This is a genomic window from Clostridioides sp. LIBA-2809, assembly GCF_056688965.1.
Genome location: NZ_CP197004.1, coordinates 1,994,785 through 2,010,630, shown reverse-complemented (window position 1 = coordinate 2,010,630; position 15,846 = coordinate 1,994,785). Strand labels below are relative to the sequence as shown.

Here is a 15,846-nt window from a genome sequence, read left to right as displayed (position 1 = left end):
ACACCTCTATTTATTCATATTTAATTATTAATTAAAAACTACCCTTATACACTAATACCCGAAAGATATCCAGTTGAAAAAGCTATTTGTAAATTGTATCCACCAGTTTCTGCATCTATATCAATTACCTCACCTGTAAAAAATAAATTCTTAATTAATTTAGACTCCATAGTGGAAGAGTTAATTTCTTTAACTGAGATGCCACCAGAAGTAACCATACCAGTGTTTATGCCTGTGGTTCCATTACAAGTCAGCTTCATATTTTTTATATACTCAATAATTTTAATTTCATCTACCTTAGATAAATCACTTGCTTTTTTATCATTCAAAGATAACAAAGCAAGAATTTCCTTTAAGAAATTTTGAGGTAGTATTTGTTTAAGATTATTTATGATATTTTTATTTGGGAATTCTCTGATTCTACTAGAGATTTCATCAGCATTTAAATTTGGTAAAAAATCTATATTTAATTCTACCTTTTCTTTTTCAATAATCTTATTAATATAAGAGGACATTATAAGCACACAGGGTCCTGTTATTCCAAAATGTGCAAATAACATATCTCCTATTTTTGATATTTTCTTTTTCTTAATCTTACAAGATATTTCTACACTCTTCATAGATATTCCTTGTAAATTTTTAATCCATTTTTCTTCTATTGTAAGTGGAACTAAAGCTGGATATAGTCTATTTAATGTATGTCCATGATTTTGAAGAATCTTGTACATTGAGCCATCTGAACCCGTTTTAGAATAACTTACTCCTCCAGTAGATATAATGACCTTATCTCCAAATATCTTGTCTCCATTATCTAAAATGACTCCTTTTATTATATACTTTAACTTATCCTTGTTAGAATCATCTTTTGCATTGGTTTCTTCAGTTATAATGTCTATAACTTTTTTGTTATACATTATCTTAACATTGTGGTTGATTAAATCTTTATTTAATACTTCTATTACTTCTATAGATTTATCATTTTTAGTATATACTTTATGGTCATTTTCTTCTTCAATCTTATATTCTAAATTTTTACTTTCAAAATATGAGATAAGGTCTTTATTTGTAAATGAATAGAAACTACTATAGAGAAATTTCTTATTGTTTACAACTTTATCAAAAAAATCTTCTATTTCCCTGTTATTGGTAAAATTACATCTACCTCCACCAGTTGCTCTTAGTTTTCTTCCTAATTCTCCATTTCTCTCAATTAATATCACTTCATTATTATTTTTCGAAGCTGATAAAGCTGCCATCATTCCAGAAGCACCCCCACCAACTACTATAACTTTGCTCATAAATTTCTCCTTATAATTGATTCCTACTCTAATGCAGAATTATTTATCTTTACATGATTTTTTATATGGCTTGTATCATTCATTTTTATTATAACAGGACCATAATCTTTAAATTCTACTATATTTAAAGCAGTATTATCTTGTTTAATTCTATATATGTTTTCCATTCCTGACTCTAAAAATGACAATAACATAACTCTTAATGTAATTGAATGAGTAACAAGAATTATATTTTTATTATCATATTTTGTATTTAATTCTTTTATAAAGGCATCTACTCTATCTTTTATAAGTTTAAGAGTTTCTCCTTCTGGTATATTTACTAAGTGTGGTTCATTTCTCCATGTTGAATATATATCTGAATAGTCTTTTTGAATTTCTTTTATTAAAAGACCTTCCCAAACGCCAAAACCCATTTCTCTAAGAGCTTCAGTTTTTTGAACTTCAAGGCCAAGTTTATCACCTAAAATTTGAGCCGTTTGCATTGCTCGCCCTAAGTCACTACTAAAAATATAATCAATCGAATATTTGCCTATATCTTCAGATAGTTCCTTTGCCTGTTCTACCCCTTGAGGAGTAAGGTCTGAATTGCCATGACCTTGTGTTTTTCCTAAAAGATTCCAATCTGTTTGTCCATGTCTTACTATATAAAAAGTATTTCCCATATGCCCTCCTAAATATATGCCTATTTTTATTAAATATAAATTGTTACTTCTCAAAACTTAATTATATCATAGAATACTTTACTTTGTTTCCATTTTATAATTTAATCTAGTATATTATTTTCAATAAATATTATTTATATTTACACGAGTTATTGTCCTATAACAAGATTTTTATACATCTATAAAAATTTCATACATTACTTATAAAATTCTTCAAATCTGTATTTCTGAATTGGATTAAAATATTTATCTGTATCTACTTTTGATAAAAACATATCTAATGGTCTTGCAAATATACCTGTATCATCGTATAAAGTCTTATATAGAACTAAATCATTCTTGTCTTCTTCTTCTTTATGATAAAACTTCCCATCTAAATCTATATATACATATATATCGCCTTCTCTTTCAGTATGTCTAATAACTAACTTATATTTATTTTTAATTAAATCTTCTCTACTGTATAGTTTGCATATGTTTTCTATATTGCTATTATCAACGGCTTTACTAAGTCCCATTGTAGCATAATACTTTCCTTTAAAATGTTTATAGATACAAGGATATTTTAATTTTCTTTTATTTATATCTAAGTAATTTTTTGATTCAACCATTTTATTATAATCTCTCATATCTCTTTCCTTTCTCTTAAAAAGCATTTTATATTTAAATAAGTTACTTGTTTTATATTTTATCATAACTTCAAATTTATTAATAATACAATAAATAAAGAGGCCGTATAAAATACAGCCTCTCAAGATTAATCTTCATAATTATATAATTTTTCTAATTTCTTTTTTAACTTCTTCTTTCTTTCTGAACCCAAAACTCTTATAAAATTATTATTTACAAAAATACAATTATTGCTAAGATAAAATTCACACTTGTCTAAATTTACAATATAACTATTACTACATTTGAAAAAATTTTCTTCTTTCATTAATTTTCTTATACTAGGAGCATTTTCTCCAACTTCGTAAGTGCCACTTTCTGTATAAATCTTTGATTCATATTCTTGCTTTTCTATGTATAGTATCTCTTTGATATTAATTGAAAAACGTTTATCTTCGTATTCAATATTAATAAAATTTTCATCTTTCATTGTCATCCCTCCAAGTACTTTATTAATTTAATTTTAGTGTTTTTTATCAATATAATCTATCGGAAATATATGTAAGATTGACTCATTTAAGATATTTAAAGTATTACTTTTGATATTGTAGTATCTGTTTACTTTTTCACATTATTTTTTAAAGTTAAAAATACTTTTTTAGATTATATTTATATATATATTTATATATGTCTTTAATAAAATAACTTTTCTATAAGTCTATGTAAAATTATACATAAAGAAGTAATTATTAACTTTTTATTTAAATGAATTTTGTTAGAAATTATATTTGAAGGGGTAGCTTAATTTATTTATATGACATGTCTATTTACAAGTGATTTTTTAGATAAAATGAATTTTGTTAGAAGATAGCAACTAAACATATTTGCTATCTCCTTTTATACCTAGCAATTTATATTATTTTTTTCTCTTTAATCTTAAGTATTATACGTATTAATACAAATATTGAAATATTAGATAATATTAATAAGAAAACTATTGCTAAAAAAGCAATTCTTTTCTCTGGAGAAATTTTAACAAGATTGATGATATAATCATAGAGTATAAAAAATGACAATAAATTTGCTATAATAGGAATACATATGTATATTTCTTTTTTACTGATTTTAAAATTTTTACGAGAAATTTTATAAATATAAAGCAATATAGCTAAAATTAATTTTCCTAAAAATATAGCCTCATTCCTATATAAATTTCCACTAAGTAAAATGTTCATATTATCCAAATTATTTACTGATATTACTAATAGCATACTTAATGCATTTATACCTATCAATACCAACCAATAAAAAAATGAAATTACCAGACATTTATATATATTGACTTTGTAATTAGATTTATAAAAAACAATAGTTATAAGTATACATATCCATATTCTACTATCCGCCCCAACATTTATATAGAAAGAAGAAATAATAAGAAAAATAGAAAATAAGAAAGATATATTTAATTTTTTTAAATTAGCTTTTGCTTGACTTGTGTAATCAAAAACTTTTTTGCATACCCATATTTCTACAATAGAAGAGACAATTGTTATAAGCGTATCTAACATAATAATATCCTCAAAGATGATTAAATTATATTTTTTTTATAAAATAATATAATAAAAAATACATACTAATTATAGCATAAACATACAATTAAATTTGATATAATTAGCTAATTTTTTTAATAATTTTTTTAAATACCTATGAAGTATCAACTATATATTTAATGATAATTTTAAAATATATAAATTTTTTTTACTTTTACTTCATCTATAATAGCAAAAACAAATTTATGGTTGAATAGAAATAATGATTTAGATTAAGGAATATTGATATGTTATAAAACTATTTTAAATGTTAAAAATTTTTATTTACTAAGATAAGTGGTATCATTTAACTTGATACTCCCTATTCCAATTATTTTAGGTATTTTACTAAATTAGAACCTACTTAATATTACTTTATGAATAGTGAGTAACTGATTAAATAATACCATTTATGGATTTTTTCAGACATCTATTAATTGAAAGTTTAGAGCTTTAGCTTATCTAATTACTCCTCTTCTAAATCTTTAAAATGACTTTCAAATAAATCTAATGCATCTTTATCAATGACTTCATCATCATGTAGTGCTGAAATCAGACTCTGTAAAGAATTATCATGTATATTACTTAAAAAATCTTTTGTCTCAACACTTAAATACTCTTTATGTCCAACAACTATTGTATAATGAGTATATCTATCTATTTTTTCTGCATTTAAAAAATGTTTTTTAACAAGTCTTGATAAAAGTGTCAATGTAGTTGTTTGTTTCCATCCATATTTTTGTTCCATAGCTTCAATAGTTTCTTTTGATGTTACAGTATCATTTTTTTCCCAAATAAACTTCATAACTTTTAATTCTGCTTGTGGTATTTTTGAAATTGTCATAGCCTAACGCCCCTCTCATACTTTTATTAAATTAATACTATCGCAATATAGTTTTTAAGTCAAAGATTTTGTCGATAATAATATTTTCCAATTTTTACCATAAACTATTTTTTGAGATAATTCTATAATAAATTACATAAGAATTGTTTATTCTACATTATGAAATTAAATATAGAAATATTATCTACACTATAAAAAATTATAATTTTAAACATTTTTTAATACATAAATAGAAATCGGCAATATATTTCAAGTGTATCTTACTTACTGTTAAAGCTTCTATAAAATATTCTCCATTATAGTAAAGAATTCTATAAAACTTTTGTTACAGTTATATTGAAATATAAAAAACACTAATTTAAAATATACTGAAGTCTATATTTTTATAATTTCTACTATTATACAACAGGTGAGTAAATGGCACAAGGATATTGTAAAAACACAATTTTAGGGCTAATAAAAACAAAAGAATTCATAAAAATGAATTCTTTTATATATAACCTTAATTCGTTTTTTTATATAATACTAAAACTACTCTTCTTTATTTATCAAAATTTAAAAATTATTTTACTTTATTCCTAGTAAACAATCCAGTAAATTTATACATCCAAAGTGCATTCATAAATAATAATAGACTTGTTGAGAAAAATACTGTTCTAATACCTAAGTGAGCTGATATTTGTCCCCCTAAAAAAGCTCCTGATGAACAGCCTATATACTGGGCAGATGCATTATATCCAAATATTTTTCCAACATATTCTTCTGGTGTAATTTTTTTTAATAAGCTATTTACAGAAGGATTAAGACCTGCCACTGATAGTCCTAATAAAAACCTCAACAACATCAATTGCCATGCAGTTTTTACAAAAGCTTGTGGTATAAATATAACCCCTGCCCATAAAAGTGAAATTAGCAATACCTTTTGAGGACCTATTTTATCTGACATTTTTCCAAGTTTTTGAGCTGCTAATAAGTTTGCTAACCCAGATGCAGAAAATGTTAACCCCGCTATTAAAGCCACATTTGATGCAAAATTTGTAAGCTGTGATATATATATTGTTACAATTGGCTCTATAGAATATAACGCTAGCTGAGTAATAAATGTAGTCACAAAAATTGATACAATTAAAAACTTATTTGGTAATGGATTTAATGGTTCCTTAGGTACAGAAATTGACTCTTTTATTTCTTTAGGTCTAAAATTGTCTACTACAAATAGAATAGATATTATAAATGATACAAATAACAATCCTCCTGTTATAATAAATACACTTTTAAGTCCTAAAATTGATTCTATATATCCTCCTACTGTTGGTCCAATTAATGAACCAGTAGTTGACGCTGTTGCAAGTGTACCTAAAGCCCAACCAGAGTGATTTTTATCTGTCTGAGTTGCAATCAGTGTAGTACATGCAGTAGCATAACCTGTAAAAACACCTTGAAGAATCCTTAACCCTAATAACTGATAAACATTTTGTACAAACGCCATGGTAAATATCACTATTCCCATACCAACACTTGCACGTAGAAGCATTGATTTTCTACCATATTTATCAGCAGCTTTCCCTCAAATTGGGGAAAAAAATGCTGCTACTACAAAAGTACATCCAAAAATTATACCTGAATACTGTTGTATTAAACCAACATCAGTTACACCCAACTGTTTAATATATAGTGGAAGTATAGGTGCTATTTGGCTCATACCTATAGAACTAAAGAACATCCCTATCCAACATACAAATAAATTTCTTTTCCACAACTCCATATAGAACTACCCTCCCTATATTTTATTTTTTTGATAACACTATAATTTAATTACTTTTATACTATTAATTATAAAGTTTAAAAAAACCAATTTCCATGGATAACTCTAAAAAATAAAAATTTTTTATATTCATTTATGTCTATTTCAAAAATAAATTTCAAATTTAAAAAAATTTACTTACGACAAAATTTTTCTTCATGTATAATCCTAATATAAATAAATTACACTTGGAGGTAAATGATATGCCACAAAATAAAAAAGAAAGTTTAATATTTACAGTACTTATGTGTGCTTTTATGGTATTTTTTATGAGCGTTTATAATATTTCTATACATGATAAATTCTCATTAGATACCTTTAGAAGTGCATGGTTGGACTTCCCAACTACATATGTTATAGCTATGGTTTTTGACTGGTTTATTGTTTCTAATATTGCAAAGAAAGTAGCATTCCGTATTATAAATCCAGATGCTAAACAAATTATAAAAGCTATTGTTATATCTAGTTGTATGGTTTGTGGAATGGTCATATGTATGTCTTTATTTGGAGCTCTTAAATCACTTGGGAGTACTAATACACTTATCACTATATGGATGATAAATATAGCAAAAAATTTTATTGTTGCATTGCCACTACAGCTATTAATTGCAGGGCCATTAGTAAGATTTATTTTTAGAACATTATTTCCAGAAGGTACAATTATTGAAGTAGTAAACTCTTAAAATAAATAAAGGTATAAAGAGTTATTGTACTCTCTATACCTTTTATCACTCTAAATTAAAATTATATTTATTTCCAGTACTATACATAAAGAATCATATCTATTCTATATTAAATATTTAAAATATAATTTATTCAATGTATCCATCTTTTCTCTTATAATATTGTTTAGGAAACTCATAACTAGAAAATAATAGTGGAGATAGAGAATATGAGTAACTTCCCGCGTTATTAATCGAAATCAAATCCCCTATATTTGCTTTTTTCAATTTTACATTATTTGCTATTACATCTAATGAAGTGCAAAGATTTCCAACAACATTTACATACTCTTCTTCTTTTACATTATTTAATACTGCAAGAGAAAATGCATGGTTTGATGTATATAATGGTTCTTGACCTTCTAATTCTACTCCGCAAGTAACCTTTTCAACTAGATTAGAAATAATAGGTCTCATAAATCCATTAAGTCCATTTTTTACAATAAGATATTTCTTTCCTCTTGATACTTTAATATCTACAATTTTGACATAATAATTACCTGATTTACAAACTATGAAACGACCTGATTCAATAAGAAGCCTTGCATTCAATGTCTTTGAATTAGTTAAGGCAATCTTTTCAGTTAATTCTGAAAGTTTTTTAAGATTAAGTGGATTCTCTCTAAGATTATCATAAACTACTCCAAGGCCACTACCAAAATTTATGAATTCGATATTAACATATTTACTTTTATTTAAGTTTAAAGCTATAAGAAAACATTTTTCATAATAGCATCCTAATTTTTCAAAATCCAATACCTGAGATTTAATATGTATATGAATTCCAACTATAGATATATAATCACAAATGCTTAACATCTTGAAAACACTGTCAATATCTTCTATATCAATACCAAATTTACTTGATATAGCATTATCATCATCCATAGTAAAATCAGGATTTATTCTGATTCCTATTTTAGTTTTCTTATTACTTTTTTTTGAGATTTTATTTATAAGTTCTATTTCTGTAATACTATCTGCAATAATTATACATTTATCTAAAACAGTTTCTATGTCAGATTCCGTTTTACCTGGTGATGAATAATATATATCATCTTTGGCAATTCCACATTCTGATGAAAGTAGCACCTCATTAATTGAAGCAGCATCTGCCCCAAATCCTTGTGATACAATACTTCTCACAATTTTATTATATGGATTTGTTTTTATTGAATATAAAAAATCAAAACCTAAAATATTATTTTTTAGCTCTTTACACTTTTCAATTATATTAGTCTCATCATATATGTAACAAGGTGCATGTTCTTCTATAAATTGAATTTCTTTATTTGAGTACATATTTTTACCTCCAAGTTTATAAAATTATAGTTATCTTTTCTTAGTTTTTTAGTAATTTATTTCAAATTTATTACAAGTTTGGAAAGGATATTGTTGTTAACGCATTATCATAGTATCCTAAAACTATATTAAACTCTAAAATTGTGAGGTTATTTATGAAATTCTTAATGGTTTTTTTAGTATACTTTTTGATGTACATTTTACTTGTGCGTATTGGGAAAAGGCTTAATAAAGTATATCCATATAAAAATCATATTTTTACATGGATGATTTTAATTTTATTATCATTTTATATAGTTACAAATATAGCTGTTTTTTTTAAATCGCTTATCTAATACTCTTGATTTTAAGGTATTATGATAAAATAAACTTCATTCTATGTAACTTGTCTTTAAAAGTTTTTTATGCAAATATTGTTATATAATTAAAAACTATTTTAAAATACTATGGAGGTGTCAATATGGAAGTATGTATTCTTATGGGAAGTCCTAAGAAAAAAGGTAATACTGCTGCTATTCTAAAACCTTTTATTGAGGAATTAGAAAATTATAATGCAAATATTGAAGTAATATGGTTATATGATTGTAAAATAGAACCTTGTATTGCCTGTAAGAAATGTCAGAAAAATTTATCCGAATTTGGATGTTATCACGAAGATGATGTTCAGAAAATTTTCAAGAAAATTCTTATGTGTGATTTAATTGTTTTTGCAACTCCAATTTATTCTTGGTACTGCACTTCACCAATGAAATCATTACTTGATAGATTAGTGTATGGAATGAACAAATACTATGGTGATGAAAAAGGACCTGCACTATGGGCAGGAAAATCATTAGCACTTATTACAACATGTGGATATAAACCTGAAAAAGGTGCTGACATTTGGGAAAACGGTGTCAAGAGATATTGTAAACATTCTCAGTTAAAATATATAGGAATGCTTGTTGAGCGTGACTTAGGTAAACCTAATTTCATGGATACAGAAAAAGAAGAACATTCTCGTCAATTCGCAAAACAAATTTATAATGTTTTAGATAATTCATCTAATGCAGATAACTGTTAAGTACATAATGCTATAAGTAAAATGTTAATAATGTAAGTAAAGCTTATATAATTTAAAATTTATATAAGCTTTATTTTAATATATTTTATTCTCCAAGTGTTATATTATTTATACCATTATTTTTAACTTCAATAACTGGATGCCCATTTCCTAAAATATAATCTTTAGACCAACCATCTGGTAACTTATTTAATCCATTTCCAATCAACTTCAAGTGTAAATTTGCTGGTTCTTTTTTCAAGTTTAATTTAAAGATTCCATCAAAATTATCTTTGCCATCTTTGCCAAATAAACTTATATCTCCGCTTATGTTCGTAGCTGTTACATCTACAATTCCATCATTGACTCTAAATTTTATTTCAGATGATATAGTTTCAGCTGTTACACCTGAAATACCATCATTAGTATTTATATTAAAAGGGTATGTTACACTACTATCGACAATTTTTGCAATTCCATTATTAACATCAACTGTAGCTCCACCTTTAATATTATAAAGTTGCACTACACCGCTTTCAACATCTACGTTAAAATTAGAATACACTTTATCAGGAATCCCAATCCTTATAACATTTACCATTTTATCCTTATTTGCACTTATCATATTATCGCCATTCATATCTTGTAAAGAGCTATCTTGCTTCTCTATTTTTTTCTTAGCACTTACAACCAATTTCCCACTTTTTATATTATTAGAAGATTCCTCTTTGTTCACAGAAAAAGTACAATTTTTTTCATTAGTTACACTTACATAATCAAATTCGAATTTATTAGTATTTGTCTTTTCAACAACTACACCTAAATTATCTATCTCTATAGATACTTGAGAAACTTCATTCCCTTCAATTGAAGTTAGATGTTTTACAATATTAGGAGTTATGTTCATATCATTATATTCCACTACATCTAGACATTGTTTGTATGTATTAGCATCAATTCCTCCAACTTTTGTTATGCTTTTAGCTCCTTTTAGAACCCCTTTATTACTTCCATCAGCAACTAAAACAATTGGTTTCTCTTTAGCTAAAGGAGATAGTGTCAGTGCATCTACTAGTTGATAACCCTTTGTTATGTAAAAATCAGTTGCTCCATTATAAAACTTCTCTATTACCCTTTTATTAGTTTCAAATCTATCATTTCCACCAATTCTAGTTGCATTAGTTTTCTCTACTAAGTCTTCATTTATTGCAGACTTACCCCCTATAGCATAAACATTTAAGCCTTTAGCACTAAATGGAATTGATTTACCATCTGTAAGTATTATGGCTCCTTTGTTTTTTGCAGCTACAGGTGCTACACTCATAGCATCAGCCTCTCCTACAAATCCATTTGTCAGCATGACTTCTTTTACCTTACTTACTTCATTTATTTTTTTTGCTACATTGTAACTAGTTTCAATTCTATTATTTCCATTTATTCTTTCAACTTCAATACCTTTTCTTTTTATATCTTTTTCTACTGAATTTTCAATAGTATTATAACCACCAATTATATATACTTTTTTTACAGCATTCAAGGTCTTATTATCCAGTCTGTTTGAAGTAGCTTTTGGTATTTCATTTTTTTTAGTTAAAAGTATGGGTGCATTAATAGCCCCAGCTAACCCACTTGACGAAAGACCATCAGATAAGCTTTTATCTCCATTAACTAATATTACAGTATCATAAGTCTGCCTATCTGCTATAAGTCCTGCTGTTTCATACCTATCATTTCCTGTTATTGAATCCTCTTTAAACTGTGCATTTACAGTTAGATTATTTAAAAAAAACATGGTCAAAGCCAAAGTTGATATGCTTATTTTTTTACTGAATTTTTTGAATTTTTTATTCATAATCTCTACTATTTCCCCCTATAAATTAAATTCTTTAATTTGCTTATAACTTATCCTCTTATTTACAAATTATAACATAATTTTATAATCAAATATCTATTTTTCTAAAATTATAAGTCACTTTATATCAATTATTTTATTCACTATAAAATTTATTGGCTATAAAGCAAAAACTAAATTTATAATTAAGACTTTTATAAGCTTTAAGAGGTACTGTTATCTATTTTTAGCAATTAATTAGTAATAAATTTCATTTTTATCTTATTTTCTAACTAATACTTATACAGTTTTCACCATCATCTTACCACCATCAAATACATATTCAACCATATTATTTTCATATAAATATGTTATATAAGAACGTATTGTACTTCCAACTAATACATATTGATTAGCATCAAGTTTGACATTATATAAATCACACATCTTTTCAATAACTTCATCAATCATAATTGGTTCAAAACAAACTTTTTTAATATTATCTATTATTTCCTCCATTTTCTTTTTATTAGTATCAATTAAATTTTTTATATCTGTCATTTTAACAGAATGACTTGGAACAAAAAAATCCGCTTCTAAAGTTCTCATTTTATCTAGCGTCTTAAATTGTGATTCTATATCTAATAGAAAGAAAAAATGATATTTCGTAATTATATTTTCTGGTGTAAGACTATCTGCAACAAACAAAACATTATCTGGAGTTCTAATACCAATCATTTCAAAATAATGACCTGGAAGAGAAATTGCTTCAAGTTCTGTATCTACAATTTTTCCATTTAAAGGTATAATATAATCAACTTCACTTTCTTTTGCTAATAGAAACTTGTTTTTAAGTGCTTTACTTGGATAACCTCCATATAAGAATGCTGATTCTAGTATTGGATTTTCTGTAAAATATCCTTCCATTTTAGTTGTAGCAATCTTGCATTTTGTCTGATTCTTCAAGTATGCATTTCCTCCTATATGGTCTGCATTTGAATGAGTGTTTATTATTAATTTAGGATTTAAATTATGCTCTTCTAATAATCTTAGAACCTGTCTAGCTGTATCTTTGTTATTTCCACTATCAATTAAAATCGCATCATTACCATCTGCATATACACCTACTATTGTAGGGAGTGGAATATAATATGTGTTTCCTTTTATATGTTCTAGAGTTAATTTAGCCATTTTATAACCTCCCTTTAAATTTATTTTTAATTATATCATTAATTTTCAGAAAATTCCAATCAAATTATTTTTATAATATATTTTTATTTTTTTTATTAAAAATTGGAAAAACTATATAATATATATTATAATCTATATATAAGGAGTGATGTTATTGAAAAAAGATAGAATAACCTTTTCAGAAATTTTAATATTAATTGTAGGCTGTATATTAATGGCAATTTCTCTTAACTTGTTTTTTAATCCACATGCAATTGCTGCTGGTGGTATAACAGGACTTGGAGTTGTTTTTAACTCATTATTTGGTGTAGAACTTTGGATTGTCAATTTAATTTTAAATATTCCATTATTCATATTTGCTTACAAGATACTTTCAAAGAAAGATTGTTTTAAAACAGTTTTAGGAATAATTTTTCTTACTATAGCACTTAAACTTACTGCAAATATGGCTACACTAGATATCACAAATGATATGTATCTTGCAATTATATCTGGTTCTATTTTAATGGGAGTTGGTCAAGGTCTTATTTTTAGAATAAATGGCTCTACAGGTGGAACTGATTTGATGGCACTCCTACTAAATAAATATTTTCCTACATTTAGTATACCTGTTTTGATGGGAATTGTTGACTGTGTCGTAGTAGTTCTATCAGGTATAGTAAATAGACAGGTTGAAATTGCACTTTATTCAACTGTAGCTTTATATATTTTAGTAAAAGTTAGTGACTTACTTATTGAAGGATTTAATTATTCAAAATCATTCACTATCATATCTGACCTTTCAAAAGATATAAGTAAAAAAATAATGGAAGATTTAGATAGAGGTGCAACTATTCTAAAAGGCGAAGGTGCTTATACTGGAGAAAATAAGAATGTGCTCTTAGTGGTAGTTGAAAAGAAAGAAGTTGTCGAATTAAAAAAATTAGTAAAAAATGTCGACCCCAATGCATTTATTATAATTACAGATATACATGAAGCTTTGGGTAATGGATTTAAAAAAATAGAATAAGTACAAAACAAATGGCAGGCATAATTAACATATATAAACAGAGCTTTTTATATGTTAATTATGCCTGCTTTTAAACTTCTTTTTCATCTTATTATCAATAATTGGTACTGGAATTACCATCCCAATTAGACTAATTATAATATTTATCAAACTTAAGTATTCAGGACTTATTTCTATAAACATCTTATTAAAAAAAATAACAATTGCCAAAATAATGCCTGTAATAATCCATATATTTGCCCCATAACTATGTGCATAGTCCCAAGCCTCTTCAGATTTCATTGACTCTTTAGTTCTATATCCATGAAATTTATTTATATCTTTTGGAGCTCTATATTTATATGAAATTCCTATTAATATAATCATTATTGGTAGTATCATATCGATAATCCAAAATATTTCCATCATAACTCCCCCAGCCTTTATGTGAATTTTTCTAGCTGTACTTGAACTTAAATATAACATTCTAAAATTTTATAATTATTATCCTTAATTATATCATCTGCTCTATTTTATAACAATCAAATTTGAATCCAACTGTATAGTGCCACAGTTTATTTTAAATCATATAATAGCAATCTATTTAAATTATAAAAAACTTACATAATTATATAATAAATAATATATATATAGCCAAATCGGTCTAAATATGTATATAATATATCTAATATAATTCTTACACTTATAAGTACCAATAAAAATTAAAATACAGAAGGAGAACTAAAAATGAGTGTTAGTTTACAAAAAGGACAAAGAGTAAGTTTAGTAAAAGACAATAATCCTGTAAAAAATGTGATTGTAGGATTAGGATGGGACATGAACAAAATAGGTAGAAAAAATTACGACCTAGATGCATTTGCGATAGCATTGACTAGCCAAGATAAGATGAGTTCTAAGAGTGACTTAGTTTATTTTGGTAATCTTAAGCATCCTTCTAAAGCTATCATACACACTGGAGATAACTTAACTGGAAGAGGTGAAGGTGATGATGAACAGATAATGGTTAATTTAGATGATATTCCAGAATATGTACATAAGATAGTTTTTGGAGTCTCTATATTCAAAGCTAACAAAAGAAATCAAGATTTCGGTCAAATGAATAATTCTTTTATAAGATTAGTTGATGCAAATTCTAAACAAGAATTATTTAAGTATAACCTTCAAGAAGATTTTTCTGGTAAAGTCACAGTTTTGGCAGGTGAAATTTATCTCAGAAATGGAGAATGGAAATTTAATGCTTTAGGTATTGGTCAAAATGAAGAACTTCGTGAATTAACTAATATATATAGTTAATAATAATTACAATAAAAAATTTATAATAAGGAGTTGTTTTAAATGGGTATAACTTTGGCAAAAGGACAAAAAGTAAGTTTAACAAAAACTAATCCTGGTCTTAAAAAAGTAGTGGTAGGATTAGGATGGGATACTAACAAGTATGATGGTGGATTTGATTTTGATTTAGACGCTTCTGCATTTTTAACTGGTGCCGATGGTAAAGTTACAAATGATGGAGATTTTATATTCTATAATAATTTAAAACATGCTTCTGGAGCAGTTGAATATATGGGTGATAATAGAACAGGTGTTGGTGAAGGTGATGATGAACAAATAAATGTGGACTTATCTAAAATACCACAGGATATTGCTAAAATATCTTTTACTGTTACTATAAATGAAGCTATTACAAGAAGACAAAACTTTGGACAGGTTGAAAATTCATATATAAGAATATACAATGAAGAAACTAATGAAGAGCTTATTAAATATGAATTAGGTGAAGATTTTAGCATAGAAACAGCAATAGTAGTTGCAGAACTGTATAGACACAATGAAGAATGGAAATTCAATGCTTTAGGCTCTGGTTTTGAAGATGGTCTTGCAGGATTATGTGGAAATTTTGGTGTTAATTTAGGCTAATATTAACTTAAAATAGCAAA

Annotated in this window: 17 protein-coding genes; 5 read left to right on the top strand and 12 right to left on the bottom strand. The window is 25.9% G+C overall.

Annotated elements, in window-relative coordinates; genetic code table 11:
- Nucleotides 1-44: 44 nt before the first annotated feature.
- From ACTG44_RS09650 to ACTG44_RS09615, 8 genes are all read right to left on the bottom strand, one after another.
- Nucleotides 45-1,298 carry a BaiN/RdsA family NAD(P)/FAD-dependent oxidoreductase gene (locus ACTG44_RS09650; RefSeq protein WP_479920223.1) on the bottom strand — a complete coding sequence of 418 codons (1,254 nt, stop codon included), beginning with the start codon at nucleotides 1,296-1,298 and terminating at the stop codon, nucleotides 45-47.
- Between the two features lie 23 nt (nucleotides 1,299-1,321).
- Nucleotides 1,322-1,963 carry a histidine phosphatase family protein gene (locus ACTG44_RS09645; protein WP_479921645.1) on the bottom strand — a complete coding sequence of 214 codons (642 nt, stop codon included), beginning with the start codon at nucleotides 1,961-1,963 and terminating at the stop codon, nucleotides 1,322-1,324.
- Nucleotides 1,964-2,160: 197 nt separating this feature from the next.
- Nucleotides 2,161-2,619, bottom strand: coding sequence for a DUF1653 domain-containing protein (locus tag ACTG44_RS09640; RefSeq protein WP_479921644.1), 459 nt, complete (start codon nucleotides 2,617-2,619; stop codon nucleotides 2,161-2,163).
- Nucleotides 2,620-2,720: 101 nt separating this feature from the next.
- Nucleotides 2,721-3,062, bottom strand: a complete 342-nt coding sequence (locus tag ACTG44_RS09635) for a LytTR family DNA-binding domain-containing protein (RefSeq protein WP_021384618.1) — start codon at nucleotides 3,060-3,062, stop codon at nucleotides 2,721-2,723.
- A 421-nt stretch (nucleotides 3,063-3,483) separates the two neighbouring features.
- Nucleotides 3,484-4,143 carry a histidine kinase gene (locus ACTG44_RS09630; protein WP_479921643.1) on the bottom strand — a complete coding sequence of 220 codons (660 nt, stop codon included), beginning with the start codon at nucleotides 4,141-4,143 and terminating at the stop codon, nucleotides 3,484-3,486.
- A 487-nt stretch (nucleotides 4,144-4,630) separates the two neighbouring features.
- Nucleotides 4,631-5,008 carry a BlaI/MecI/CopY family transcriptional regulator gene (locus ACTG44_RS09625; protein ID WP_021384626.1) on the bottom strand — a complete coding sequence of 126 codons (378 nt, stop codon included), beginning with the start codon at nucleotides 5,006-5,008 and terminating at the stop codon, nucleotides 4,631-4,633.
- A 562-nt stretch (nucleotides 5,009-5,570) separates the two neighbouring features.
- Nucleotides 5,571-6,542 (bottom strand): MFS transporter, encoded by a 972-nt coding sequence (locus ACTG44_RS09620; RefSeq protein ID WP_479921642.1) that lies wholly within the window; start codon nucleotides 6,540-6,542, stop codon nucleotides 5,571-5,573.
- Nucleotides 6,543-6,575: 33 nt separating this feature from the next.
- Complete coding sequence (locus ACTG44_RS09615) at nucleotides 6,576-6,773, bottom strand: hypothetical protein (RefSeq protein ID WP_021384623.1); 198 nt, start codon at nucleotides 6,771-6,773, stop codon at nucleotides 6,576-6,578.
- A 242-nt stretch (nucleotides 6,774-7,015) separates the two neighbouring features.
- Between ACTG44_RS09615 and ACTG44_RS09610 the strand changes: the two genes are divergently transcribed.
- Entirely contained in the window at nucleotides 7,016-7,495 is a 480-nt protein-coding gene (locus ACTG44_RS09610) for a DUF2798 domain-containing protein (RefSeq protein ID WP_479921641.1), read from the top strand.
- 129 nt (nucleotides 7,496-7,624) lie between these two features.
- Here the strand turns inward: ACTG44_RS09610 and ACTG44_RS09605 are convergent, their stop codons facing one another.
- Complete coding sequence (locus ACTG44_RS09605) at nucleotides 7,625-8,836, bottom strand: diaminopimelate decarboxylase family protein (protein WP_479921640.1); 1,212 nt, start codon at nucleotides 8,834-8,836, stop codon at nucleotides 7,625-7,627.
- Between the two features lie 460 nt (nucleotides 8,837-9,296).
- Between ACTG44_RS09605 and ACTG44_RS09600 the strand changes: the two genes are divergently transcribed.
- Nucleotides 9,297-9,899 (top strand): flavodoxin family protein, encoded by a 603-nt coding sequence (locus ACTG44_RS09600; protein WP_479918696.1) that lies wholly within the window; start codon nucleotides 9,297-9,299, stop codon nucleotides 9,897-9,899.
- Between the two features lie 85 nt (nucleotides 9,900-9,984).
- Here the strand turns inward: ACTG44_RS09600 and ACTG44_RS09595 are convergent, their stop codons facing one another.
- Together ACTG44_RS09595 and ACTG44_RS09590 are read right to left on the bottom strand one after the other, a co-directional pair.
- Nucleotides 9,985-11,730, bottom strand: coding sequence for a cell wall-binding repeat-containing protein (locus ACTG44_RS09595; protein WP_479921639.1), 1,746 nt, complete (start codon nucleotides 11,728-11,730; stop codon nucleotides 9,985-9,987).
- Nucleotides 11,731-12,009: 279 nt separating this feature from the next.
- A complete protein-coding gene (locus ACTG44_RS09590) occupies nucleotides 12,010-12,900 on the bottom strand; it encodes an MBL fold metallo-hydrolase (protein WP_479921638.1) in 891 nt (296 codons plus the stop codon).
- A gap of 148 nt (nucleotides 12,901-13,048) precedes the next feature.
- Here ACTG44_RS09590 and ACTG44_RS09585 point away from each other — a divergent pair, with 148 nt between their 5' ends.
- A complete protein-coding gene (locus ACTG44_RS09585) occupies nucleotides 13,049-13,909 on the top strand; it encodes a YitT family protein (protein ID WP_479918693.1) in 861 nt (286 codons plus the stop codon).
- 54 nt (nucleotides 13,910-13,963) lie between these two features.
- On the opposite strand, the gene ACTG44_RS09580 is transcribed toward ACTG44_RS09585, so the two are convergent.
- Nucleotides 13,964-14,374: an SdpI family protein gene (locus ACTG44_RS09580; protein WP_479921637.1), complete on the bottom strand. Its 411-nt coding sequence runs from the start codon at nucleotides 14,372-14,374 to the stop codon at nucleotides 13,964-13,966.
- 261 nt (nucleotides 14,375-14,635) lie between these two features.
- Between ACTG44_RS09580 and ACTG44_RS09575 the strand changes: the two genes are divergently transcribed.
- Together ACTG44_RS09575 and ACTG44_RS09570 are read left to right on the top strand one after the other, a co-directional pair.
- Entirely contained in the window at nucleotides 14,636-15,202 is a 567-nt protein-coding gene (locus ACTG44_RS09575; protein WP_479918691.1) for a TerD family protein, read from the top strand.
- A gap of 42 nt (nucleotides 15,203-15,244) precedes the next feature.
- Nucleotides 15,245-15,826: a TerD family protein gene (locus ACTG44_RS09570; RefSeq protein ID WP_021384599.1), complete on the top strand. Its 582-nt coding sequence runs from the start codon at nucleotides 15,245-15,247 to the stop codon at nucleotides 15,824-15,826.
- The last annotated feature ends 20 nt before the right edge of the window (nucleotides 15,827-15,846 follow it).